This is a genomic window from Streptomyces sp. NPDC015346 (genome assembly GCF_043078785.1).
GTDB lineage: Bacteria > Actinomycetota > Actinomycetes > Streptomycetales > Streptomycetaceae > Streptomyces.
This window is the reverse complement of record NZ_JBIBTW010000013.1, coordinates 86,067-109,858: the sequence shown is the minus strand read 5'-3', so window position 1 is coordinate 109,858 and position 23,792 is coordinate 86,067. Positions and strand designations below refer to the sequence as shown.

At 68.1% G+C, this 23,792-nt stretch carries 22 protein-coding genes and 2 pseudogenes; 13 read left to right on the top strand and 11 right to left on the bottom strand.

Going from position 1 to position 23,792, the window contains the following annotated elements; all coding sequences use genetic code 11:
* The 4 genes from ACF06X_RS33165 to ACF06X_RS33150 all read left to right on the top strand — a co-directional run.
* Positions 1 to 2,022 (top strand): helicase associated domain-containing protein (locus ACF06X_RS33165; protein WP_392291025.1); only part of this gene is annotated, 2,022 nt, incomplete at its 5' end.
* Positions 2,023 to 2,068: 46 nt separating this feature from the next.
* Positions 2,069 to 3,253, top strand: a complete 1,185-nt coding sequence (locus tag ACF06X_RS33160; RefSeq protein WP_392291024.1) for an ABC-three component system protein — start codon at positions 2,069 to 2,071, stop codon at positions 3,251 to 3,253.
* Positions 3,246 to 3,725, top strand: a complete 480-nt coding sequence (locus ACF06X_RS33155) for a three component ABC system middle component (RefSeq protein WP_388700938.1) — start codon at positions 3,246 to 3,248, stop codon at positions 3,723 to 3,725. Before ACF06X_RS33160 ends, ACF06X_RS33155 begins: the two co-directional genes overlap by 8 nt.
* Before the next feature lie 285 nt (positions 3,726 to 4,010).
* Complete coding sequence (locus tag ACF06X_RS33150; RefSeq protein ID WP_392291023.1) at positions 4,011 to 5,693, top strand: DUF3732 domain-containing protein; 1,683 nt, start codon at positions 4,011 to 4,013, stop codon at positions 5,691 to 5,693.
* A gap of 128 nt (positions 5,694 to 5,821) precedes the next feature.
* Here ACF06X_RS33150 and ACF06X_RS33145 read toward each other — a convergent pair whose 3' ends face one another.
* Positions 5,822 to 7,519: a DUF6119 family protein gene (locus ACF06X_RS33145; protein WP_392291022.1), complete on the bottom strand. Its 1,698-nt coding sequence runs from the start codon at positions 7,517 to 7,519 to the stop codon at positions 5,822 to 5,824.
* Positions 7,520 to 7,724: 205 nt separating this feature from the next.
* Here ACF06X_RS33145 and ACF06X_RS33140 point away from each other — a divergent pair, with 205 nt between their 5' ends.
* Both ACF06X_RS33140 and ACF06X_RS33135 read left to right on the top strand, forming a co-directional pair.
* A complete protein-coding gene (locus ACF06X_RS33140) occupies positions 7,725 to 8,048 on the top strand; it encodes a hypothetical protein (RefSeq protein ID WP_392291021.1) in 324 nt (107 codons plus the stop codon).
* A 236-nt stretch (positions 8,049 to 8,284) separates the two neighbouring features.
* Positions 8,285 to 9,039: pseudogene (locus ACF06X_RS33135) on the top strand (helicase associated domain-containing protein); the annotation flags it as partial.
* 2 nt (positions 9,040 to 9,041) lie between these two features.
* Here the strand turns inward: ACF06X_RS33135 and ACF06X_RS33130 are convergent.
* Positions 9,042 to 9,767 carry an abortive infection family protein gene (locus ACF06X_RS33130; RefSeq protein WP_392291020.1) on the bottom strand — a complete coding sequence of 242 codons (726 nt, stop codon included), beginning with the start codon at positions 9,765 to 9,767 and terminating at the stop codon, positions 9,042 to 9,044.
* 734 nt (positions 9,768 to 10,501) lie between these two features.
* Between ACF06X_RS33130 and ACF06X_RS33125 the strand changes: the two genes are divergently transcribed.
* On the top strand, positions 10,502 to 10,735 hold the full coding sequence (locus ACF06X_RS33125; protein WP_392291019.1) for a helicase associated domain-containing protein: 234 nt from the start codon (positions 10,502 to 10,504) through the stop codon (positions 10,733 to 10,735).
* Positions 10,736 to 11,052: 317 nt separating this feature from the next.
* On the opposite strand, the gene ACF06X_RS33120 is transcribed toward ACF06X_RS33125, so the two are convergent.
* The 7 genes from ACF06X_RS33120 to ACF06X_RS33090 all read right to left on the bottom strand — a co-directional run bounded on the left by ACF06X_RS33120 (position 11,053) and on the right by ACF06X_RS33090 (position 16,943).
* The gene (locus ACF06X_RS33120) at positions 11,053 to 12,453 is read right to left on the bottom strand and encodes a sulfatase (protein WP_392291018.1); all 1,401 of its coding nucleotides are present in this window, start codon (positions 12,451 to 12,453) and stop codon (positions 11,053 to 11,055) included.
* 127 nt (positions 12,454 to 12,580) lie between these two features.
* Positions 12,581 to 12,673, bottom strand: coding sequence for a putative leader peptide (locus ACF06X_RS33115; RefSeq protein WP_392291017.1), 93 nt, complete (start codon positions 12,671 to 12,673; stop codon positions 12,581 to 12,583).
* Positions 12,674 to 13,524: 851 nt separating this feature from the next.
* Positions 13,525 to 13,974: a transposase gene (locus tag ACF06X_RS33110; RefSeq protein WP_392291016.1), complete on the bottom strand. Its 450-nt coding sequence runs from the start codon at positions 13,972 to 13,974 to the stop codon at positions 13,525 to 13,527.
* Between the two features lie 247 nt (positions 13,975 to 14,221).
* The gene (locus tag ACF06X_RS33105; protein WP_392291030.1) at positions 14,222 to 14,461 is read right to left on the bottom strand and encodes a peptidase inhibitor family I36 protein; all 240 of its coding nucleotides are present in this window, start codon (positions 14,459 to 14,461) and stop codon (positions 14,222 to 14,224) included.
* On the bottom strand, positions 14,385 to 15,038 hold the full coding sequence (locus tag ACF06X_RS33100) for an SDR family NAD(P)-dependent oxidoreductase (RefSeq protein ID WP_392291015.1): 654 nt from the start codon (positions 15,036 to 15,038) through the stop codon (positions 14,385 to 14,387). Before ACF06X_RS33100 ends, ACF06X_RS33105 begins: the two co-directional genes overlap by 77 nt.
* Before the next feature lie 13 nt (positions 15,039 to 15,051).
* Positions 15,052 to 16,026: an alpha/beta hydrolase family protein gene (locus ACF06X_RS33095; protein ID WP_392291014.1), complete on the bottom strand. Its 975-nt coding sequence runs from the start codon at positions 16,024 to 16,026 to the stop codon at positions 15,052 to 15,054.
* Complete coding sequence (locus tag ACF06X_RS33090) at positions 16,023 to 16,943, bottom strand: zinc-binding dehydrogenase (RefSeq protein ID WP_392291013.1); 921 nt, start codon at positions 16,941 to 16,943, stop codon at positions 16,023 to 16,025. The genes ACF06X_RS33095 and ACF06X_RS33090 overlap by 4 nt, the downstream gene beginning before the upstream one ends.
* Positions 16,944 to 17,032: 89 nt before the next feature.
* On the opposite strand from ACF06X_RS33090, the gene ACF06X_RS33085 reads away from it, so the two are divergent.
* The 3 genes and pseudogenes from ACF06X_RS33085 (at position 17,033) to ACF06X_RS33075 (ending at position 19,406) form a co-directional block, all read left to right on the top strand.
* On the top strand, positions 17,033 to 18,037 hold the full coding sequence (locus tag ACF06X_RS33085; protein WP_392291012.1) for a LysR family transcriptional regulator: 1,005 nt from the start codon (positions 17,033 to 17,035) through the stop codon (positions 18,035 to 18,037).
* 112 nt (positions 18,038 to 18,149) lie between these two features.
* A pseudogene (locus ACF06X_RS33080) lies at positions 18,150 to 18,369 on the top strand (transposase); the annotation flags it as partial.
* A gap of 119 nt (positions 18,370 to 18,488) precedes the next feature.
* A complete protein-coding gene (locus ACF06X_RS33075; RefSeq protein WP_392291011.1) occupies positions 18,489 to 19,406 on the top strand; it encodes an RCC1 domain-containing protein in 918 nt (305 codons plus the stop codon).
* Positions 19,407 to 19,649: 243 nt separating this feature from the next.
* Here ACF06X_RS33075 and ACF06X_RS33070 read toward each other — a convergent pair whose 3' ends face one another.
* Positions 19,650 to 20,222 (bottom strand): GNAT family N-acetyltransferase, encoded by a 573-nt coding sequence (locus tag ACF06X_RS33070; RefSeq protein WP_392291010.1) that lies wholly within the window; start codon positions 20,220 to 20,222, stop codon positions 19,650 to 19,652.
* Positions 20,223 to 20,516: 294 nt separating this feature from the next.
* Here ACF06X_RS33070 and ACF06X_RS33065 point away from each other — a divergent pair, with 294 nt between their 5' ends.
* Positions 20,517 to 21,212, top strand: coding sequence for a hypothetical protein (locus ACF06X_RS33065; RefSeq protein WP_392291009.1), 696 nt, complete (start codon positions 20,517 to 20,519; stop codon positions 21,210 to 21,212).
* Here the strand turns inward: ACF06X_RS33065 and ACF06X_RS33060 are convergent.
* On the bottom strand, positions 21,209 to 21,577 hold the full coding sequence (locus ACF06X_RS33060) for a hypothetical protein (RefSeq protein WP_392291008.1): 369 nt from the start codon (positions 21,575 to 21,577) through the stop codon (positions 21,209 to 21,211). The genes ACF06X_RS33065 and ACF06X_RS33060 overlap by 4 nt on opposite strands.
* A 196-nt stretch (positions 21,578 to 21,773) precedes the next feature.
* On the opposite strand from ACF06X_RS33060, the gene ACF06X_RS33055 reads away from it, so the two are divergent.
* Both ACF06X_RS33055 and ACF06X_RS33050 read left to right on the top strand, forming a co-directional pair.
* Positions 21,774 to 22,160 (top strand): hypothetical protein, encoded by a 387-nt coding sequence (locus ACF06X_RS33055; protein WP_392291007.1) that lies wholly within the window; start codon positions 21,774 to 21,776, stop codon positions 22,158 to 22,160.
* Complete coding sequence (locus ACF06X_RS33050; protein ID WP_392291006.1) at positions 22,157 to 23,713, top strand: MFS transporter; 1,557 nt, start codon at positions 22,157 to 22,159, stop codon at positions 23,711 to 23,713. The genes ACF06X_RS33055 and ACF06X_RS33050 overlap by 4 nt, the downstream gene beginning before the upstream one ends.
* Positions 23,714 to 23,792: the final 79 nt, after the last annotated feature.

The window sequence follows — 23,792 nt, the reverse complement described above, 5'->3', positions numbered from 1 at the left end:
TTTGCACTGGGCCGGTGGCTGTCCAACCACCGGAAATCCCCCGCGGTACCGCCCGAACACGTCGCGGAACTCGAGGTGCTGGATCCGTGGTGGCGACCGCCTTGGACGGTGATGTGGCAGCGTACCTACTACGAAGCCCGTGACCATGCCCGCGCCCGGGGCGGCCTTCGGCCCGAGCGCGGCTTCCCCGCCACCAGCTTCGGCCTGGGTGAATGGCTCTACATCCAGTGCACAGGCTATGACGACCTGCACCCCGCGCAGCAGCGTCTGCTGTCCGACATCGGCCTCACCCCCGAGGCCGCACGGGCGGCCCGGCCTCGCCGCAAGCACATGGCCACCCACTTCGAGCGCACCCTCGCGGGTGCACGTGCCTTTGCCCGCACCCACGGCACGCTGGTGACCGCGACCGCCGACACCGTCCACGACGGATTCAAGCTAGGGCAGTGGCTGGCCAACCAGCGCAGCAAAGACCGGGCCTACCAGCTGCGTCATGGCGCTCCCTCACCCCGAGCGCTGGCACTGTCGGCAATCGACCCCTGGTGGAACCCGCCCTGGGCCCTGAAGTGGCAGCGCTCCTGGCACCAGGCATACACCCACATCGGAGACGGTCACGTCCTGGACGCCGCGGCCGGATTCCCCGGCACCAGCAGCGCACTCGCCACGTGGCTGACCAGCCAGTGCGCCCAGTACGACACACTCCAGCCCGGCCAGCAGGACCTCCTTGCCCGGATCGGGCTGGCCGCGGACCGGGCCCGCAGCGCGGCCGCACGGCCCGCCGAACGCGAAGCCGACTTCCCCGTCGGACTCGGCTACGCACGTTCCTATCACTCCACACACGGCACTCTCGCCACCGTGATCAGCACCGTCCACGACGGGTTCGAGCTGGGGCGGTGGCTACGCCGACAACGCCAGCACGCCCGAACCGATGCCGACAAGGGCGCGCCTGAGTGCGCCGCGACGATGGCCCTGACCGCTGTCGATCCATGGTGGTGCCCGCCCTGGAGCCTGGCGTGGCAACGTGCCTGGCAGCCCATCCACCATCAGGTCCAGGCCGGCCACCAGCCAGACACCATGCACGAGTTCCGCAGCCTCGCCCCCGCCGAACGCGCCTGGCTACGCCAGCAGATCACCCGCTACGACGACCTGCATCCCGGCCAGCAGCGCCTCCTGGCCGACATCGGCCTCACCGAGGAAAGCACCCGCACCCGGCCCGTCACCCCGTACGCCGAGACCGCGCTCGAGCACGCCCGCGGCTACACAGCCGCGCACGGCAGTCTGGCAACGCCGTACTGCGCCGTCCACGACGGCTTCCCCCTGGGATCCTGGCTCGCCCGACAACGCCTTCTGACCCATAACGCGAACACCCCATACGCCGTTCACCGCGCCTTGACCATGCTCGACCCCTGGTGGAACCCGCCCTGGCCCATGCGCTGGCAGCGCGCCTGGCACTACGCCCGCACCACACCCGTCAGTGCGGGCACGAGCTCCTGGGCGTCCGTTCAACGCGGCGCCTGGTGCCGGCTCCACCCGCAACAGCGCGTGCTCCTCACCGACATCGGCATCACCCCGGAAGACCGGGAACCCGCACGGCGCCGCGAAGCGACCCGCGCCTACCCGCCAAGCCCCGGCCTGGCCCACGCCCGCGCCTGGGCCAACGAGACCGGCAACCTCTGCGTCCCCAAGAGCACGCACCATGACGGGTTCCCTCTGGGGGCATGGCTGATCCAGCAACGCCGCAAAGCCGGCCGACGCCGCCTCTCCCCCACCACCCTGCACACCCTCGACGCCATCGACCCCTGGTGGAACCCGCCCTGGCCCTACCACTGGCACCGCACCTACCACCAAGCCCAGACCTGCCACCGCACCAGCCAGCCCTACCCGCCACGCATCACCACATGGGTCCAGACCCAACACCGCAACTGGCCACGCCTGCACCCCCAGCAACAGCACCTCCTCACCACCATCGGCATCCACCCGGATAGAATCGCCAACACCGCGACCATCAGACGTGCGTTCGATTAATGTGGTGCCCTGGACAGGTCGATATCGGAATCGGGAGACTGTGGGCATGGCGTCCTCCGCGCATGAGGCATCTGCGTCGGCCCTGGGCTATATCTTCCAGGCGCAGCTCGCCCTCCTTGAGCTGCTGCGGGGACAAGAAGATCGCCCGGACGGGGCGATCAGCCTGGAGCTCCACGACGACGTTGCATGGGAAGAAGACGGTCGGCCCGTTGAGATGCTGCAGGTCAAGCACCACATCCGCAGTGTGCGGTCACTCGGCGACAAAGACGACGACGTATGGCGGACCATCCAGTCCTGGATGGACACACATGCCCCAGGTGACGAGTACGGCCCCATGCTGACCCTGGTCACCACGCAGCAGGCCCGGCCGGGTACGGCTATGGCCGCGCTCAAGGCACCCAATCCAGCACCCGCACAGGCCCTTGACCTACTCATCGCCGCCGCGCAGGAGTCGAAGGCCAAGGACACGAAGGACACACGAGCAGCCTTCCTCGCCCTTCAGCCAGCGCAACGTGCCGTCTTCGTACAGCGGATGAGGGTCATCGACGGTTCGCCGTCCATCGACGACCTCGACGCGCAGGTACGGGTGAAGCTCAGGGCCGCGCTTCCCGACGGGCACGCCGACTCCTTCATGCGGCAGCTGTGGGCGTGGTGGTACGAGCAAACCGTGGACATGCTTCAGAAGCGGCACACCAGCGTCTCCGTGACCCGGCTGATGCAGCGCATCAGTCGCATCCGCGACGACTACACCTCCGACAGACTGCCCACACTGGTGGACCGCGAGGACTTCCCGCAGGAGGCCGAGACCGAGCTGGCCGATGCCTGCTTCGTCCACCAGTTGCGCTGGGTGGGCGCCGGCCGCCAGTTGAACAAGGCGATGGTGGACTATTACCGCGCCTACACCCAGACCGTGGCCTGGCTCGAAGACGACCTGGTGGACCTCGACGAGCTGGCACGGTTCGAAGACAACCTCGCCGACGAGTGGCAGCGGGAGTTCGACTGGATGCTCGACGACCTGGACGAAGATGCCACCGACCGGGAGCAGGAGCAGGCAGGCAAGGCGCTGCTGCGCAAAACCCTGGACCAGACCCGGTACCGAATCCGTGAAGCGTACGACGAGGCGTTCTTCTCCCGGGGCAAGCACCACGAACTGGCCGACCGCGGACGGGTCGGGTGGCACCCCGACTTCGAGGCACGGGTGAAGAACCTGATTCGGGCCGCGCGTGCCTAGCTGGAGCCAGCGGCCGCAAGCCAGCGCCGCCTTCCTCAACCCTGCCCTCGTCGCCGCCGTCGCAGCCACCGCGGCACGCGACTACGAGCGGGAGGCCTCCGGCAGGCTGATGCCGTGGCCGATGGCCTTCGTCGTGGCCCCGCTGGTCCTGCACCGGCCAACGCGGCGAGCGCTGCCCACCTCGACGCGCACCCATCTGACGAACTGGGTGGCGGACCACCCGGCACTCGTCGCAGGCCTTGCCGCTCGCAGCACCTCACTGGCACCCGCCGTACGGGAAGGCCTGCGCTTCGGGCTCCGCCATCAGATGCTCACCATCGAGCAGGGCTCCCTCAAGAGCAGGATTCCGTCGAAGTCCCGTACCGAGGGCGAACTCGCCGACCTGATCAAGGCCGCATCATTGATAGGCCGCTGGACCGCCAAGTCCGACAACCCCTCCACCATATTCGCGCTGCTGGGCGTGAGACCCTGAGCTGGTGCAGATCCGGTCGATCATCCTCTACAGCAAGAGCGGCGAAAAGCGCGTCCTGGACTTCCGGCTCGGCGAGCTCAATATCGTCACCGGCACCTCCCAGACAGGCAAGAGCGCGCTGCTCGACATCGTCGATTTCTGCCTCGGCAGGGACGAAGCCACGCTCCCGATCAGCCCGATCTTCAACACGTCGCGTGGTATGCAGTCATCCTGCAGCTTCCCGACACCCACATCCTCGTCGCACGGCCGGCGCCTCGCCCCGGCGCCAAGTCTGTCACCAACGCCATGTTCGAGGTCGGCAACGACCTCGGTATCCCGGAGCTGGCCGACCTCCGTGTCAACATCGACTCCACACAGTTGCGCCAGCAGCTCGGACGCCGGATCGGTATCGGAGACACCCGCAGCGAGCCGGCGCCGGGGAGCCTGCTCTCCCCGCTCAGCGCCAACCTCGGGCACGCCGTCCTGCTCTGCCTGCAGAACCAGGACGAAGTCGCTTCCAAGCGGGCGCTGTTCCACCGGCAGAACGAGCGCGGCATCCCGGAGAGCCTCAAGGCCACGATCCCCTATTTCCTCGGCGCGGTCCCCGAGGACCAGGCCGCGCTCCAGCAGCAGCTGACCCAGGCCAAACGCGCCCTCCGCCGCGCCGAGAACGACCTCAAAGCCGCCCAGGAAGCGAACCAAGGCATTGAGGCCCGCCTTGAATCCCTTCTCGGTGAAGCCCGCGTCCATGGACTGCTCACGGACAGCAATGTCGACACCTCCGACAGAGCAGCCGTTATCGAGGTCCTGCAGCAGGCTGCTTCCTTCCGGCCCACCCCGGACAACGCGGACGAGGAACAGCGGCGGCAGGAGCTCCTGCTCACCGCGCAGTCAGCGGCTCTCCGGCGGCAGCTGCGCTCCCTCGCAGAGGAACGCCAGCTCCTGAACGATCTGGAGACACAGGCTGCCGGCTACACCGGCGCCGTCGCCCGCGGCATGTCACGTCTATCGGCGCTGAACCTCGTACCCGACGGCTTCCCCGGCGAACACAGCTGCCCCCTGTGCGGAAACGAGCTGGACGAGCCCGACCCCACCGTCTCCGATATGCACACCACCCTCGCAGACCTCCGAGGGCAGCTCGACAGCGTCCGAACCGTCCAGCCCCGCCGCGAGCAGGCCCTGCGCGCGATCGAGCAGACGGCGATGCGCCTACGCGAACAGCTCCGCGGCATCGAAGGCGCCCTCAGCATCCTCGCCGAACAGCGCAACCAGCAGGCCGGCCTCCTAGGACAAGCCGAAGCCCAGGCCTACACCCGCGGCAGGATCAGCGCCTACCTGAGCCAGATCAACACCACGTCCGACAGCGGCCACCTCCAGCGCCTGGAGTCAGCCGTCGCCGTCGCCCAGCGGCTCGTCCAAGGCCTCGAAGAACAGCTCGATACCGAGACCATCGACGACAAGCTCACCCACGGCCTCAGCTACCTCAGCGGCAAGATGACCGGCCACGCCCGAACCCTGAAACTCGAACACGGCGACCGCCTGGTCCGTCTGGACCTCAAAAAGCTCACCATCGTCGCCGACACCCCTCAAGGCATCACCGAACTGCTCCGCATCGGCAGCGGCAAGAACCACGTCGGTTACCACGTCGCCGCACACCTCGCCCTCCACCAGTATTTCGTCCTCAACAGCCGGCCCGTCCCCCGCTTCCTCATGCTCGATCAGCCCACCCAGCCCTACTACCCCTCTGACATGGCCAAACAGCGCGGACGGCTGGAAGACCTCGCCCTGGACGAAGACCGAGTGACCGTCACGCGCCTCTTCGAACTCATGCACCAGGTCGTCAGGGAACTGTCCCCGAACTTCCAAATGATCGTCAGCGACCACGCGGACCTGCCCCACGACTGGTACCAGGACTCCATCCGCTACAACTGGCGCAACGGCGAAAAACTCATCCCCACCATCTGGCTCGATGACCAGCCCACCCCATAGCCAGGCGGCACCCTCCCTACTCTCCATCCTCGGCATCCACCCGAACAGAACCGACAACAGGTTTCCGCCCGCGCCATCGCGCCGCCGACTCGATCGGCAGCATGCAGGCGAGGGAGCGGCTCCGTGCGTCAGCGGCGAATAGCCACGACTTCTACCTCCGCGTTCATCGCGCGCAGCCGCCTGACTGCTTGGAGCAGCGAGACCTGGGCGAATGCGAAGAGCGAGTCAACACGGATGTCCTGGCCATCCTTCAGAAGGATCCCGAAGACCACCCGGAGCGTGCCGAAGTCGTCGAGCAGGCGGTGGTCCGGCGTGTGTGTGGCGACCTGGTCAAGGAATTTGGTCCGTACTTCAACGTCGCTGCGCAGCGTCTCGACGGCGACCACGCCCTGGGCGAAGAGGTGGTTGAGGGGGGCCGTGCTGGCGGGTGCCTTCTTGATGCAGATCAGTTGGTTCTCGGGGCCGAGAACGTCGCAAATCTCCAGGCCTCCTCCCCTGAACTTCGCCGTGACAATGTCTTTCTTGTCGAAGAGTAGGTACCCGTCCGGCTTCGCCGCTTGGTGGTTGAACCAGTCCTCGTCGTGAGAGTCGCGGCCTTTGGAATCGAGTGGGCCCTTGGTCCACCGCGGGAGGGTGACCGTCTGCGGCTGGGTGAACAGGGCGGTGAGTTCTTCTTCCAGGGTCTCAAGGAAGCCGGCCCCTACCTCGAACCATTTACCGTTGCCGTAGAACAGGCGGTCTGTGCCCATCGTGATGTCGGCGATGAGCCACTCTTTCCCGTTGGTGGTGACGCTGGCCGGGGTCAGGAAATCATCGTCGCTGAACATGGTGACCCGTACGTCGCCGAGGGCTTTGAGCCGTTCTCCCTCAGGCTTGTTCTGTACGAACTGCAGCAGGTGGTGCAGCTCAAGGTCGTTCGTCTCGATCGTGCGGGTGCCTCGTCTGACGCGGAACGCCTGGGCAGAGCTGTAGCTTTCCTGGCACGAGTCAGGAATCCCAATGGTCAGTCGGGGACTGTCCGGGTCCGCAAGGTGCCTTTCCAGGATGGCCTGGGCCTGCACCGCCTTCTGGCTGCGGCTGTCGAGGGTGTGAACCCTGCTGACAAAACGCAGCTGGGGCAGCGGATCAGGTCTTGCACACACGTCCTCGATCGCCTGCAGGTCGCTCAGGAACTGTTCCACGGTGGTGGCAAGGGGAAGCTTGATGGTGGCCTGTGAGCACTCGACGCGGACCTGTCGTGTCCTGCCAGCCTCCAGGGACGTCAGCGACAGTCCGCTCACCGTGCCGCATATGCGGCGGACGACGGCACCGAAACGGTCCAGACCAAAGTCGTCGATCCGTTCACCCCGTGACACCGAGTACTCGTCGACCCGGCCTCTGCCGTCCATGATCTGGTTGCGGATTTTGATGACCCCGTCGTCGTCGAGGCAGCGGGTCGCAAACTCCAATCCGAACTCGTCGTCACGGAAGTAGGGATCCAGCATGTGCTGCCCCACCCCGTAGCTCAGCGCGTAGGTGCCGCGGCCGGTGCGCATGAGAATGAGTCCCGCCGCGGCGCGGCTGCGTTCCTTGACGTCCAGTCCGGTGATGGATTCCACCGCACTGCACCAGTCGGCGCGCTCTCGGGGAACGCCTCCGGTGATCAGCAAGCCCTCCATCCCCTGGCGGGTGAACTCTCTGACCTGGTAATCCTCACTGTCGAGGTATCTCTCGCGGACGAACGTGCACAGTTCCGGGGTGGTGCCCTCGGAGGGCCTGAGCCGGTGGAGGGTGGACTTACGGGTGGCGGATCGGGACGTGCGGCTACTACCCAAGACAGCCTCCACACACGCGAAGCAGTTGAAGACACTACGAAAGCAGACAGGGCGCCGTCTTCACCACCGAACTCCTCTATCCGGCCCCAAGGGGAATGCCGGACGGACGGAAGCTCCACAGAGCATCCACCGAGAGGCTCCTCGGACTACTCACCGTCTGACGTCGGATTCAGCAGGTACCTTCGGGAATGCATCCCCCCACCCGATAGGGAGCACCGTGAACGGCCGGGACCACATCCCGTACTTCCGCTGGCAGCGCCACCTGCCGCGCCTCATGCAGGACCGGAGCGCAGGCCTGATGATGGCCGCGGCAGCGGTCATCGCCCTCTCATTCAGCGTCATCGGCGGTCTCGCTGAGCAGTCTGGCCCATCATCAGATCCGTGCCAGCGGGCACACGACATCGCCGACGAAGCCCGCCCCGCTGACGGAAAAGTGGACTCCGGCATTGAACGCGAGCAGGCCATCGAACCAGCAGGTGATTGGCTCGACGCTGCAACGAAATGCCAACAGGCCGGCGGCGACCCAGGGCCCGGGTTCTAGTCACACACACCGCGGAGCACCCAGCGCCGCCCCACCCGGCATCTCAAGTAGCGACCCACGAAAACTGCGCAACGCTCGATCAACCTGCACGCAGCATATAAGCGCAGGTCAGGCAGCTACTGCCGAACGCTGCCCCGCACTGTGAGGGCCCTGCCTGCCAGGAAGACCGCCCACAAAACTGAGAAACCGCAGCTCGTATCCACAGCAGCCCCGCAGAATGATTGGGCGACGACAGCAAAGAGCTCCTCGACGACGCCGGGATGGTGTGGGAACCCGGCGACGAAGCGTGGGAGAACAAACTCGCCGAGTTCCGGTCCTACCACCGGGCCACCGGGCACCTCGCACCCCGGCAGGACGCCGTCTGGGGCGAAGGTGAGGCGATGGTGCCCATCGGGCAGCACATGGCCAACCTTCGCCACACAGGCGGTCTCGGCAATGACCCCGAACGGGCCGCCGTACGCGCGCAGCAGCTGGCCGCGATCGACCCGGACTGGAACTGCCCCTGGCCACTCGACTGGCAACGCCACTACCGCGTACTCGCCGACCTCGTCGACGCCGATGGCGTCCTGCCGGCCATCGAAGTGGGGTGCTGTTTGAGGGCGATGACATCGGACGATGGCTCCAGCAGCAGCGGAAACCGGGCACCTGGGCGCAGCTCTCCGTCGAACAGCAGGAACGCCTCACCGCGCTGGGCATCAAGCCCCTTGAGGCACCATCTCCCGCCCCCGCGGCTCCTCGTACGACGAAGGGCCCCAGCAAGGCACAGCAAGCCTTCCAACGCGGCCTGGCCGCCCTCGCACAATGGGTCGAGCGGGAAGGCGCCCACCGGCCCGTGCCGAGAGGGCACAGCGAGCAGCCCGCCGTCGACGGCGAGACGGAGCCGGTGACCGTCAAGCTCGGCGTATGAGTCTCCAACACCAAAACCAGGCGGGACAAACTCACAGCTGAGCAGCTGAACGCACTACAGGGGCTGGGCATGGAGTGGGCGTAACGCTATTGAGAACGAGGCGGGAGTTTGCCTCGCTCGATGCGATCCTGCCAAGTGTCGAGCACGAACTCCGTCACGGTCACCGTGCTGTTCAGAGCCAGCCGGGCGTGGCGGGTAAGTGCCGGGCTCGGTGCGGTTCGCCCGTGGCCGAGTCCGAGCTGGTTACGCAGCTCGGCAAAGCCCTGCACTGTCGTGGTGAGGGTGCGCAGGATCTTGACCACCGTGGCGCTGGCCTTGGCGTGGTCGGCGACGGCGTCGGCGTTCAGGCCCAGCAGCGTCGTGACGCGCTTGAACAGCGGTGGCAGGTCTTCTCCGGGCGGGAACTCGATGTCCTGGTGTTCCAGGATGATCTTGCAGAGGCTTTCGACGAGTTCTTTGCAGGAGGCGATCGCTGCGGCCGGGTCGCGTTCCAGGCCAGCCCTGATGCGCTCTTGGTGTTCGTGGAGCACACGGGGGTTGGTCAGCAAGGGGCGTGCTTCGAACTTCAAGTCCGGTCGGGCGCCGTGGAAGGACGCGCGGGGGCCGCCGGCGTAGACCGGCAGCCCGCTGATGTATCCGGTCGGGTAGAGCTCGAAGCCGTCCTTGGTAAGGATGCCGTTGAGCTTCTCGGCCAGGCGTTTGACTTCAGCCGGGTCACGCCGCACCACGGGATGGAGCATTTCGGCGAGGAAGTTCAACAGCGGCTGTGGGGAGGGGCCGCTGAGCCCGAAGGGGCGTCGGTGAACACCCATTCGGGCAGCCAGTCGTCGTTGTTGATGCAGTGCTGTTCCGGCGCCCGGTCGAATCAGCCGTTAAGTGAGAGGCGGCCGGCCCCTACCGTACGGTTACCGCGCGTCGTCGTCCCCGTCCTCCAAGGCGGGGGGCTCCTGCCAGGTCAGGCTGTCCAAAGGCCGCGGCAGGTGCCGGGCCGCGCCGGGCAAAGCCTTCGTCACTGCGGACGCCTCGTCGCTAAAGAGGGCGACAGGGTTGCCCGGCGTCCGGACGGACCCGGACGCTGCCGTCCTTGAGGTTTTCGTGGTGGTCATCTCATCCCCCTGATTCGTCCCGGGCTCTTCCCGGCTGAGGGCCAGCGCACAGGCCAGCTGCGAAAGCGTATCCAGTTTCCGAACTGCGGGAGGCACAGGTAGGAACGGCTACTGCGGGAGTCGTACCCCTCGTCTGCCCACACCCGGTCCGGTCGCTCGCGCGACCTGCCGAGGCCGAGCCGGGACCTCCCCGGCCTCCACACCCCCGCCGCAGGCATCGAGCGTGACCGCGATGCCGTCATCGCCGGGCTCACCCTGCCCTGGAGCTCCGGCGTCGTCGCAATGACACGTCAACCGAATCAAGATGCTCAAGCGCCAGATGATCGGCCGGACCGGCTTCGCCCTCCCACCGTCCAGCAATGGATGTGCGAACACGTCCTCGGGATCGAGCCCGCGGCCGAGGCCGAGAAGCTGACCCCGCGCCGTACGCAGGCCAACAAATGCACCTCACCGCCGCCAAGCAGTACTACGAGCGCGAAGGACCCCTTCGGGTGCCGCGCAAGCACATCGAGCGGATCGTCATCGGTGGCGACGGGACCGGTGGCAGCGCCGAGGACCGGGAGGTGCGGGAGCTTCGGCTTGGCGCGTGGATCGGGAAACAGCGGAGCAGGGCAGCAACGCTGTCGCCGGATCGCATCGAACAACTCTCCGCCATCGGCATGCGATGGACCTGACGGCCATCGTCATCGCCGCGGTCGCCGCCGTCGCGCACCAGCCGGCGCATCATGCGTGCCCCGACCAGATCGCATACGGGCGTCGGCGCCCGCGTGCTGTCCACGTCGCCATGATGACGCGTGTCCGAGGGTGGAACAGACGGACCGTCATCGGCCGCCAGGGCCGGTGGCGGCCGCGCCTCCCCTCACCGGCACCCGTCGTCGGTCACGCACGGCGCGGGACGGCGAGGGGAGCGCAAGCCCGGCGATCTGCGCTCCCACCCTCGATCTGAACGACGGCTCCAGGGGGCCGGGCTCACCGCGCGCACCGACGGCGCTCAGTAGCGAAGGAGCCCCGCGTCGATGCGCTCCCAGGCGGCCCGTAGCTCGGAGAGCCGTGCCTGTTCGAAGGGTGCTCGGTCCGCCTGCTCGCGGGTGTCCTCGGACAGGTGGAAGAGCTGGTCCCGGCCGGACTTGCCGCGGTAGTACTTCCAGTCGCCGCGGCGCAGTGCCCGCTCGCCCCGCACTCGCCAGAAGAGGTCTCTCTCGGGCACCTCGGCGCCATGGAGCAGGTGCCCGGCGAGGCTGATGCCGTCGAGGGGGTACGCCGGGTGGGGACGGGCGCCGGCCAGGTCGAGGAGGGTCGCCGTCCAGTCGGGCGTGAACACCGGCAGGTCGCTGACCTGGCCGCCGTCGATCCGCGCAGGCCAGCGCAGGATCGACGGAACGCGAATGCCGCCCTCCTGGAGGGAGCCCTTGTTTCCGGCGAGCGGCCAGTTGTAGGAGAAGCGCTCCCCGCCGTTGTCGCTGGCGAAGAAGACGAGGGTGTCCTGGTCCTGGCCGGAGCGCTTCAGCACGTCGAGGATCTGCCCGATCGAGCGGTCGAGTCCTTCGACCATCTCCCTGTACTTCTCGATCGATCCACCGTCCTGGTGCCAGAGGGCGGAACGGTCGCCGGCCTTGATCCGGCGGACGATCTCGGCGCTGGTCTCCTCGTCGCCGTCGGCGATCCAGGGCCAGTGCGGGGTGGTGAAGTTGAGGTTGAGCAGCCAGGGCCTCTCGTGGTCGCGGCTGACGTACTCGCTCGCCCGCTCGGTCAGGATCCGGGTGTAGTAGCGCAGGTCCTTGTACTCGGCGTCGCCCTCGTAGAGGTCGTACTCGCCGCCGAGGCCGAGCTTGGAGTAGTACTCCAGGGCTCCGCCGAAGTTGCCGAAGAACTCGTCCCAGCCGGAGCGGGTCGGGGAGTAGTCGGGAAGGTATCCGCAGTGCCACTTGCCGATGAGAGCGGTGGCGTAACCGGAGTCCCGCAGCAGCGAGGCGAGCGTGGGGTGGGTGGGCTCGAGGCCGACCGACTTGTCGGCGATCGGCTCGGCGAGGCCTCCCTTCGTACGACCCGGGTAGCGGCCGGTGTAGAGGCTGAAGCGGGTGGGCGAGCAGGTCGCGGAGCCGGAGTAGGCGTCGGTGAAGCGGACGCCGCCGCGGGCGAGGCGGTCCAGGTGGGGGGTGCGGATGTGCGGGGAGCCGTAGGAGGAGAGGTCCGCCCAGCCCAGGTCGTCGCCCAGGATGAAGAGGATGTTGGGCCGCCGGGAGTGGCGGCGCGGGTGCGCGGCGCGGAAGAGGCGCTCCCGCGGTTCGGTCGGGATCGCCTGCGCGGAGGGTGCGGTGGCACCGAGGGTGGCCGCGGCGGCGACACTGGCGGCGGCCCCGCCGAGGGCGCGGCGGGACAGGGGCGTGGACATACGAGTCTCCAGAAGGGCGTGCGGATGTACAGGCATGCCTCCGGGGCCCGCTAGGCGGGGACGGCGCCTCTGGCGGGCGGGCGAAGGAGAGTGCGGCTGTGGCCGGTGGAGCGGGAAGGCCGGCTGGTCAGGGGCAGCGACAGGCCGCGCTCGCGACACGGAGAAGGTCCACGTGCCGGCGCTGGACGAGGGTGACCGAGCGGTCACGCAGGGGCTGCATGGGCCAGGAGTCTCGCCGGGGCGGGCGGGGGCGTCAACGGTGCCGGAACAGGTTGACGCGCGTAGTTCGCATGATCGACACACCGCCCATGCTGGCTACCCACGCCGTCCTCGTTGTTCGGCGCACCCCTGGTGCGCCCCCCGGCCGGCTCGAAGACCTTCCCGCGCGCTGCCTGCCTATGCCCCCTGCGGTGGCCGGGCTTGGAGTGCGGCGGCGGTGTGCCGGAGGCCGCAGCACCAGGTATGCGGGGTCGGTGACACCTCCGCCGGGGTGCCACTGACGACGCACCAGAGCGTCTCTTCCCCCGGCGGGCCGCGGAGGACGACGCGAGTCCTGCAGCCGACGACACGCGAACGCGCTCACCCTCACGGCGCCCCGAGGCTCAGCAGCTCCGCACCGGGTCGCCGCCCACCCTGCCACCGCCGGCTCAACGACCACGAGCAACCGGGCCACCTCCCGATGCCAACCGCAGACCGCCTCTCTGTGTCACGCGATGACGGCCCCGTGATTCCGGTGATGCCCGAAAGACGGCTGGGCGCGGCTGCGGCACTACGGAGGCACAGGGTCCGGGGCGTGATCTCGCATGCGGCTCGCCTATGCCCGGGGTATGGGCAAGATAGCGATCGGGTGACGACACCGCGCGGGCGCATTACGCAAGGCCCGATCGGCGGGTTGGAGCAAGCATGCGGACCCCACACCACGCGGTACTGGACCGCGCCCACTGGCGCGGCGCCGACGAAGCGCCCTGCTCTCACTGCACCAACCTGCTGTCCTTCGACGAAGCCCACGGCGAGACGGCGCAGCAAGTATCCGCTGCGTGGCATCGGGTGGGCGGGCTGGTCACCGGTGACTCAGCATCCGCCGTGCGGGCCGTCATGATCACCTGGTTCACCGCTGCTACCGCGCTGGCCCTTGTCCTGACCCTCGCTCGCTAACCCTTGCCGGCGGGCAGCTCCGTGGTTTGACCGCAGACTCCCGCCTACGCGGCCGCGGCCATCGAGGAAACGATCCCCCTGGTCACGGCGGCGCCCCTCGGCCCGGCGGACCTTCTCGCGCAGGTCGTTGTGGAAGGCGAGGGTGAAGCCCTCGCGGTTCCAGCGTGTGAAGATCCCGTGCAGCGTCTTCCAGGGGATGCCGTAGTCGATGGGCAGGTTGCGCCACTTGCAGCCGTTGTCCGCGATGTAGCACAGGGCGTCGACGACCAGGCGGCGGCAGTACTCCTCCGGGTGCCCGCCGTAGCCGTCCAGCCAGGCGGGCCAGGGCGGCAGCGGCTCGATGGCCTGCCACTCCGCGTCCGTCATGTCCGAGGTGTACCAGCGGAGACGTACGGGGCGCTCGGCGCCGTGGCCGAACCGGCAGGCCACGTATGAACAGCGAGTTTTCTCATCCGGCGTGACAGCGGAGGGCGTGGACGCGTGCAACGGCATGACAGGACCTCTTGATGCGGCTGGGCGTTGACGCCTCCGCTGCTATCAAGAAGTCCTGCCCATGCGGGTCACTTCGCGAGTTCCGGTCCCGCCGCTCAAACGATCAGTTCGCGACAGGCGCTCAGGGAGCCACGCCGCCCGTGCAGGGGCGATCCCAGAAGGGGTGGTTACCGGTGTCGCTGCTGAAGCCCCCCGCACGGACTGTAGCCTCCTCCCAGTACCCACTAGTGCTCCACCTGTACATCCGCACCTGCACCGGAAGATTGTTCACGTAGGACCGAACGTCACCATTGATGTGCAGGCACGCCTGAGTGCTGGCCATCGTGAAGAAGAGCCCCGAGTAGTTCCTGCCCGAGTACAGGCAGAGCTTGCCCGTTGGGCAGCCACCGACAGCTTCCGTCGGCCCCGCCGTAGCCATCAGTCCACCAACAGCCAAGCGCTGCGGCGAGGGTTCGGGCCAGGTTGTGCACGGCGGCTTTCGTGGCCGAGTAGAGGGTCAGGACGCTGTTGCCCCGGTGGAGGGTCCAGGACGCGTTGATGACGATCGAGCCTCCGTCCGCCAGCAGCGGCAGTGCCTTTTGGACGGTGAAGAACACGCCCTTGAAGTTGACGTCGATGCCGTGGTCGAAGTCAGGTTCGGTGATGTTCTGGAACGGCAGGAACGTGCCGGTGCCCGCGTTCGCGAAGAGGCTGTCCAGCTGTCCGTGACGGTCCCGGACGGTCTCCATCAGCGCGTCCACCGCGCCGAGGTCGGCGGCATCGGCCACGATCCCCGAAGCGTTGGGGCCGAGCTGGTGGACTGCGGAGTCCACCCGTGCGCGGGTACGGCTGGTGACGATGACATGGGCGCCTTCGGCGACGAGGCGGTGTGCGGTCGCCAAGCCCATGCCGCTGGTGCCGCCGGTGATGAGAACGATCTTCCCGGTGAAGCGGTTCATGCTGGTGTTCCCATCAGGGTGTGCGTGAGATGGTCGCTGAGGTGGGGCAGCCAGTCGGGCCGCGCGTTACCAAGCAGGTGGTCGCCGTGCGGGACGACAGGTAGGCGCTGCGCGGCGCCAGACGGGCCAGGGGCTCGCCGTTCGTCACGCCGGGGATGACATCCTGACCACCGTCCACAACCAGCAGCGGGGCCGCGATGCGGGGTGCCAAGGCGGCGAGGTCCGCATGGCGTACGAACTCGTGGGCGGCGTCGGCTCCTCCGATGCGTTGGGCCATGATGTCCAGTACCGGCGGGGGTAGTTCATGCCAATCGAGGCGGAAGGGACCGCTGACGGTGGCGACGGCCGCCACGCGCGGCTCCAGCGCCGCGGCCCGAGCCGCGAAATAGCCGCCCAGACTCAGGCCGACGAGCCCGATGCGTGCGACGCCGAGGGCGTCGACGAACCGGCCTATGACCCGCTCGTAGTCCGGCACGAAGGTTGTGGTGGCCGCGAGCACGCCCTGTCCGGGGCCGTCCATCGCGAACACCGCCAGACCCCTGGCCAGCAGTGCGGACACCAGATCGAGGAACTCCTCCTTGGCCGAGTCCAGGCCGAGGACGACGACCACGGTCCCCGGCGCGTCGGCGGGGCCACGCAGCCAGCCGGTGAATCCCTGGCCACTCACCCGCCGCGCACTGGGCTCCAGCACGGTGAGCGCCCGGCTCAAGGCGTGATCCGCCTCGACGGCAGCACGATGTGCTTCCGCGTACGGCGCCAAGGTGGCCAGGTGGAACCACCGGGCCGCCATCAGCAGGTACTCACCCGCTGAGAGGGATGATCCCGCATTCTCCGCGCGCTGAAGGTAGCTGTGTCCGGTGCGTAGGAAGGACGGTCCCCAGTCGGCGACGGAGGTGAGGCCCTCGGTGACGCGTTGGTACTCGTGCGGGTCCAAGCCCGCACCGGTGGCGCGCGTCCACTGGGCGGCGGCGAACTCGGTGGCGTTCATCGTGCTCCTCCGGTCAACAGGACGGCCTTGCCGCATATCCGGCGCTCTCGTAGGTCGACCAAGGTGTTGGCGGTCTGTGCCCAGTCACAGATGCGGCCGATCTCCGGGTGCAGCCGGCCCTGTTCCACGAGGCTCACCAGTGCCGAGAGATCGGAGTCGTAAGGGGCGCCGGCGTAGTGGAAGTGCTGGATCGTGACGCGCTCGGGTCCGCCGAGGAGTTGGAAGAAGTCGAGGGACACCGGGGTGCGGCTGGCCTGGCCGAACCAGACGAGCATGCCGCCCGGGCGCACCTTCGACAGGGCGAGTGCCAGATCCGGCCCGCCCGTGGACTCCAGCACGACATCGAACGGCCCCTGAGCCGCCGTGACCTCGTGCACCACGTTCGCACCCAGTTCCGCGAGCCGCTCGCCGCGCTCAGGAGTGGCCGTCACGGCGGTCAGCTCGGCTCCGGCCCCAACGGCGAGCTCTGTGACGTAGTGGCCGACGCCACCTGAGGCGCCGGTCAGCAGCACCCGGCGGCCGGCCAGGGAACCGGCCGTACGCAGCAGCCGCAGGGCAGTGATCCCGGCCAGGGGCAGAGCCGCCGCCCGTACGCTGTCGATGGTGTCCGGGAGTACCGCGAGCGAGTGCGTGGGCACGGCGGCGTACTCGGCCCAGCCGCCCTGCGCCGGGTGCCCGACCACACGGGTGCCGATGCCGGGCCCGGAGCCGTCAGCTGCCGCCTGTACGACAAGACCTGCGACGTCCTTGCCGGGCAGCAGCTCCGGCCGGGGGTGTTCGAGAAGGAACGTCTCGCCCCGGTTCGGGGCGAACGCCTCGACTTTGATCAGTGCCTCACCGGGCTCCGGTACGGGTTGGGGGACCTCGGCAAAGGCGACCGGGCGCGCCGCTGCCCCCGTGGGAATCAGTCTTTGCATGGGGAGGATGCAACCCCCGCGGCCGCCCCGCGATCCAACAACGAACAAGCACAGCCGACAACCTTCGGTTGTCACCTATGGTGGGAGCCATGGACCTCGACGTGGCGCACGTACGTGCCTTCGTGCGCACCGCCGAGGAACTGCACTTCGGACGGGCCGCCGGGACACTCGCGATCTCCCAGCAGGCACTGTCCAAGAGGATCGCGCGGCTGGAATCCCTGCTCGGCACCAAGCTGTTCCAGCGAGGCGGCAACGGGGTACGCCTCACCGAGGCCGGACAGCGTTTTCTCGCACCGGCCCGGCAGACTGTGGCCGCCGCCGACGCCGCAGTCGCGGCGGCAGTCGGGAAGGAACGTCCGCTGCGCGTAGACGTCTGGGGGCACCTCTACGCGCCGATGCGAAGGCTGGCCCAGGTTGCCGGACGGGCCGGGGAACTGGCTCTGGGGCACGGGCGCGATCTGCCGTCGGTGACGACGACACTGCTGCACGGCGAGATCGATGCCGCCTTCGGCCGAGCCCACCCTCCGCTGCGCGCCGGGCTGGCACACCGCCTCGTCCGCCTCGAACCGGTGGACGCCGTACTGAGCGCGGACCATCCACTCGCACCCGAACCGGCGCTGCGACCGGACCAATTGCGCGACAGCACGCTGTGGGCACCCGGCGCGCTGGACCGGCTCGACTTCCTCCACCGGTTCGCCGACCGATTCGGCATCCAGAACACGGCCACAAGCATCAACCTAGGGCTCACCCACTTCCTCACCGAGGTGGCGGAAGACCCGCGCCGCTTCTCGCTGGTACCTGCCGATGTGCCCCTGCCGGAGGCCCCCGGGTTGCGCTCCGTCCCTCTGGTCGATCCCACGCCGCTGTACGCCTGGTCGCTGCTGTGGCGCACCGGCAACGGGCACCCGGGACTGAACCGCCTCACCGCCGCCTGCGCGGGAGAAGCTGGGCGAAGGAGATGGCTTGAGTACGACCCGGCCCGCGACTGGCTGCCCGAACCGCCTACGAACCATCCCCGGCGCCAAGGTAAGCAGCGTGGCGCCGCCCAGGGTGCCGGCGTCAGCAAGCGCACGTTCGAGCGTCCTCGAACCTGACCGACACACAGTCCAACAGCGGGCGTCCTCGACGCTCGTGATCGTCGAGGCCCACGGCATCCCGCTGGCCGCCAGGCTGACCGGCGGCAACCGCAACGACGTGACCCAGCGCCTCTACGCCGACCGCGGCTACGACCACGAGAGCTACCGCGACCAGGTCCGTCGGTTCGAAATCACCCCGCACATCGCCCGGCGCGGCACCGAAGGACGGCTCCGGACTCGGCGTACACCGCTGGGTCGTGGAAGGTGCCATGGCACTACTGCACTGATTCCGCCGCCTACGCCTCCGCTGGGAGATCCGCGACGACATTCACCAGGCCTTCATCACACTCGGTGATCACACTCGGTTGTGCCGTCATCTGCTGGCGATGACTGAGGATGCCGCTCTGATTCCAGTGCCAAGTAGGGTGGAATCCCATGTCGCGAACTCGCGCCAGCACAAGGAGGCGGAATGCTCGCTAACGCGTCGGTGCTGGCGGCCGGAAGGCGTCATTCGGTCGGACGGCGCTGGGATGGAACCGTTCTCGCCGTGGGCAATACCGCAGCCGCTGAATGTCGTGTCGAGCGATGGAAAGACGTCGTCGCGGTGGCAGCTGGCAACGTCCATACCGCGACGAACACGGGCAGGTCTCATACGGTGGGACTTCGGTCGGACGGTACGGTTCTGGCAACGGGGTGGAATGGCGATGGGCAATGTGATGTCGCCGGATGGCGAGACATCACGGCCGTGGCCGCAGGCTGGCGCCGCACGCTCGGGCTACTCGCAAATGGCCGCGTGCTAGCAGTTGGCCGGAGTTCAGAAGGACAGTGCGACGTACAGTCCTGGCGCGAGATGGTCGTCCTCTCGTGTGGTGACTGGCACTCGGTCGGCGTCCGGTCGGACGGTTCTGCGCTGGCCACGGGGAACAACCGACGACGGCAGTGTGCCGTTGAAGGGTGGCGTGACCTAGCCGCCATTTCGGCCGGGTATCTCCATACCGTCGGCCTCAGAGCCGACGGGCGGGCAGTAGCGACCGGAGACCGGGGAACCGGGGCGTGCGAGGTCGATCAGTGGGAAGACGTGGTGGCGCTCGGCGCGGGCAGCTACCACACCGTCGGGGTCACTGCGTCCGGACGGGTCCTCGCAGCAGGAGACAACAGCTACGGACAGTGCGAAGTCGGCGATTGGTGCGACATTGTCGCCGTGGCGGCCGGTTCAACGCACACCCTCGGTTTGCGTGCCAACGGCACAGTCGTGACCACAGGGAACAATGCCGATAGACAGTGCGAGGTCGATGACTGGTCCGGAGTCCAGCTTCCACAGGCCTCCGGGCCACGCCAATGCGAACTGACACACCGTCATTCCCGAGCCACAGAGACCTCATTCTGATTCCAGTCCTCAGTGATTCGGGAGGGACCCGGGCCGCGGCGTGTTCGATGTTCGCGAGAAGCGACAGCATCCGCGCACGCCGATGAGAATGTTGCCGCTCCGGGCGGACCCTACGAGCTACTGGATGCTCCAGCGGTTCGGATGGTCGGGATCGGTGGGGCCAGCGAAGACGTTGAGCTCGCCGGAGCGGCCCACGGTGACCTTGGTGGGGGTTGCGGACTGAAAGGCGGGCAGGTCTCGGTCCTAGCGGCCGGCTGTCGGCGTGGCCGTCGGGTGCCACTCGCGGCGGAGGAGGCCGAAGACCCAGGAGTCGGAGACGTCGCCGTTGACGACGCAGTCCTCGCGGAGGGTGCCTTCGCGGACGAAGCCGAGCTTCTCCAGGACCCGGGCGGACGCCACGTTGCGGGTGTCGGTCTCGGCCTGGACGCGGTTCAGGTCCAGGGTGTCGAACGCCCACCGCAGGACGGCGTGCGCGGTCTCCGTGGCGTAGCCGTGGCCCCAGGCGGCGGCGTCGAAGACGTAGCCCAGGGACGCGCTGCGGAAGTCCGGGTTCCAGCTGGTCAGGCCGCACCAGCCGATGAACGCGCCGTCGGAGACGCGGTCGACGGCCACCCGCGCTCCCGTGCCTTCCTCCTCGATCGTCCGACAGGTCGCGATGAAGCGCTGGGCGCGGGCCGGTTCGGTCCAAGGCGGGGAGTCCCAGTAGCGCAGCACGTTGGCGCTGCTGTGCAGCGCGTAGAGCGGCGCCGCGTCGGCATCGGTGAACGGCCTCAGTCGCAGGCGGGCGGTGTGCAGCTCGGGGGTGGGCAATGTCATGCGGAGCATCCTGCCCCGTCCCGCTCGCCCCCGACCATCCGTTTATCCGGACGGTCGGGGGCGCGTACGTCCCCGGTGACGCCGAACGCGCCGCATGGGCGGTGAGTGAGTCCGCAGTACCGTCCCGGCATGCCGAGCAGACGGCGGCCGTACTGACGCACCCTCGGGCGCCGGCCAGCCTCGTCCTGTACCGGACCGTACGAGCCGGACGAGATCCGCTGTGCCCGGGCCGCCGGCGTCTGGCCGCGGAGCCAGCCGTGGCCGGGCTCCGGAACGCCCGGGGGAGACGGAACGGTGCCGTTCGTAGGCCTCGCCCAGTTCTTCCGCCGGGACATCCCAGCCCTGGCGGCCGGGCCCGACGGTGCGGATCTGGTGCAGATCTTCCGTTGCCCGTTCAATCAGGGTCCGTACCTGGAGCGCCGTTTTCACCTGCGGTGGCGGCGGGCCGCAGAGACCGAGCGAGCGGAACGCTTCCTCGCCGCTCCGCCCGAAGTGCCCATGCTGCGATGGGAGCACGAACTCCCCGAGCCGTGTGCCCTGCATCCCGAAGAGGTGGACACCTATCCCTGGGCGGAGGACGACACGCTGCCTGCCTCTCTGATCGCCCGCATCGACGCGTGGGACGACTCCCAGGCCGCGGAACACGGCCCTGAGGCCCCCAGCTACCAGTTCGACCTGTCGATCCCGCCCGGCTGGCGGGTGGGCGGCTTTCCGAGCTGGGCGTCGACGGGCCCGATAGCCATCAGCTGCGAATCCTGCCCGACCCCGATGCGACTGCTACTGACCGCCGGCAGCGACGAGATGGACGCCGGCTCGCACAGCTGGGTGCCTCGGGAGGAGCGCGACCCGTCCCTGCGGGGGAAGGCCTCGATCCAGGGCGGCCGGTCCGTTGCCCAACCGACCCGGCTCCGCTTCGGCCGGGACCGGGACCTGCACGTCTTCGCCTGCCCGGCCGACCCCGGGCACCCACCCCAATGGGTTCTCTCCTAGAGGGCGGTGAGGTAGTGGGACCAGCTTTCGCTGACCAGCTGTGCCCAGCGGTTGGCGGTGTGGGGCTGGATACCGAACAGGTCTGCCATCACGATCGGTGGGATATCGGCGATGGCTTCGATCATGGCCGTATTGCGGGCCGCTCGGGCCGGAACACCGTGGCGCCTGAGCGTATCGACGAGGCCCAGAGGGTTACGAGGACAGCCGGGGCTCTGTCCCGGAAGCAGGTGCGAGGGTTCGTCGGAGCGGTGGACGCCGCGCTTGAGCTTCTTCTGCGTGAGTTCGGCGAACCACCGCTCGACCAGGTTCAGCGCCGGTGGGTCACCCGGCATGATCCGCCGGACAAGCTTGCGAAGCTTGCCCATCCCACGTAGCACGTGGGTGTGATGTCGATGATCTGGCGAGTGTTGAGCTGCGTGGGACGGCCGTCGGCTGTAAGGATCGCTCCCGCCTACTGACGCCAGTTGTGAGGGCTTTAGTCCGCTCACTGAAAGGTGTGCCGATCCATGTCAGCCATCACGCCTGCGGGCGAGGCTTACGCGGGCATCGCCGGAGCGGGTTGTGCTGGCTGACAGGGCCGCCTTGCCGCAGCGTTTGACGCGGGGCCTGGACGGGCTTGCCGACCTTGTCGCTCCCCTTCCGGAGCATCTGCTCGCTGACCGCCGTCTGATGGCGGCCGTCCGTACACCTCTCCTGGCTGATCTCCTGGTGCTCCTGTATTACCAGCACCGCAAGGAGCCGCCCATGGACGTTCCGCTCGCTTTGTTCGGCGGCGATGAAGATCGCGGCCCCTGCATCGAGGACTTGTTTGCCTGGAATCACCTGGTGACAGGCGCGGCCGAGGCCCGTCTGTTCACCAGTGGTCACATGTACCTGCCTGAGCAAGCGGAGGACCTCGTCGGTCAACTCTCGAGCGAAACCACGTCTGTCGTGGGGCTGGCGGTGTGAGCGGCGTGCTCCAGCCGGTGTCGCTGCGGGCCTGTGCGGCAGCAGTGGTGTGTCTGGGCCTGTTCATGCTGGGTATGGACCTGACTGTCCTCAATGTCGCTGTACCCGCCGTTCAGCGTGAGGTAGGGGCATCGACTGCCCAGGTGCAGTGGATTGTCGACGGTTACGCGCTGGTGCTGGGAGGGTCGGTCCTGGCTGTCGGTGCTTTCACGGACGCATGGGGACGCCGTCGTTCTTTCGTCTCTGGGGTGAGCGTCTGCGCTGTCGCCTCTGTTTTCGGGGCGCTGGCCTCGGCACCGTGGCAGATCATTGCTGCGCGTTGTGCGATGGGGGCGGGTGCAGCCCTTTTGATGCCTGCCACCCTGGCCGTTATCCACGACCTGTTCCCCGAACCGCATCTGCGCCGCCGGGCGATCGCCGTCTGGGCGGCGGTCGGTGGCCTGGGAGGTTTGTCGGGCCCGGTCATCGGCGGGTGGCTCGTGGAGCAGTTCTCCTGGCGAGCCGGGTTCTGGGTCAACCTGCCTTTGGCTGTCGTCACTGTCGTCCTCGCCGCCGCTGTGGTGCCGGAGTCACGGTGTCCGCGGCGCGATGGTCGTTTTGACGTGCTTGGCGCGGTCCTGTCGGCATCGAGTTTGCTCACCTTGGTGTGGGCGATCATCGAAAGCCCGCACCGTGGCTGGCTCAGCACGGCAACGCTCACGGGCTACGGCGTTGCGGTGGTGCTCATGGCCGCATTTGTCGTCCATCAGTGGCGGGCTCGCGCGCCGATGCTGCCGTTGTACCTACTGGGAGTGCCCCGTATCGGGCTGTGTGCCGCCTCATTGGCGCTGATGTCATTTGCCATGTTCGGTGCCTTGTACGTACTCACTCTCTACCTGCAGGGCGTCCTGGGTTACAGCCCGTGGGAGGCCGGTGTACGTACGCTTCCCCTGCCGGTCGGCCTGGCGGCGGGCGCTGGGATCGCGGTACCTGTCGTGACGCGCTGGAGTGAGAAGGTACCCATCGTCGTCGGGCTGCTGATCGTTGCTGCCGGTTTCACCGTACTGGCCGGCTCGGACCCGGCCTCCGGCTACACGCGCAGCGCGGTGTTCCAGCTGATCACCGGGGTGGGATCGGGCATGGTGGCCGCGGCAGCCACCGAGGCGGTCATGGGTGCCGTTCCGTCACAGCGAGCCGGCCTGGGTTCAGCGGTCAACGACGCGACCCGCCAGATCGGTTCAGCGTTGGGGGTCGCGGTCCAGGGCTCCGTGCTGGCCGCAGGTTTCACCTCGCATGTGACGGCCTCCCTACAGCAGGCCGGTACCCACGTGCCGGCGTTGATTGCTGAAGGAGGGCTGGCGACCCTCCCCGCCTATGCCGCGCGCCTGGATGAGCCGGGGCGAAGCGTGGTGATGGGCGCTGCCCGCAGCGCGTTCATCGATGCCATGACGATGACCGCGATCGTTGCCGGCGTCATCGTCCTTGTCGCGGCCGCTGTGGCCGCTTGGGGTCTTCCCGGGCACAGGGAGCGAGAGCGCAGCGGAGCCTTGCCACCGGTGCACCGATGGACTTGATCTGCATGGCGGACGGCTTCGGACAGAGCCACTTTCCAGGAGCCTCATCTGCGGGCGAGAGTCATGAAAGCGCTGGTAC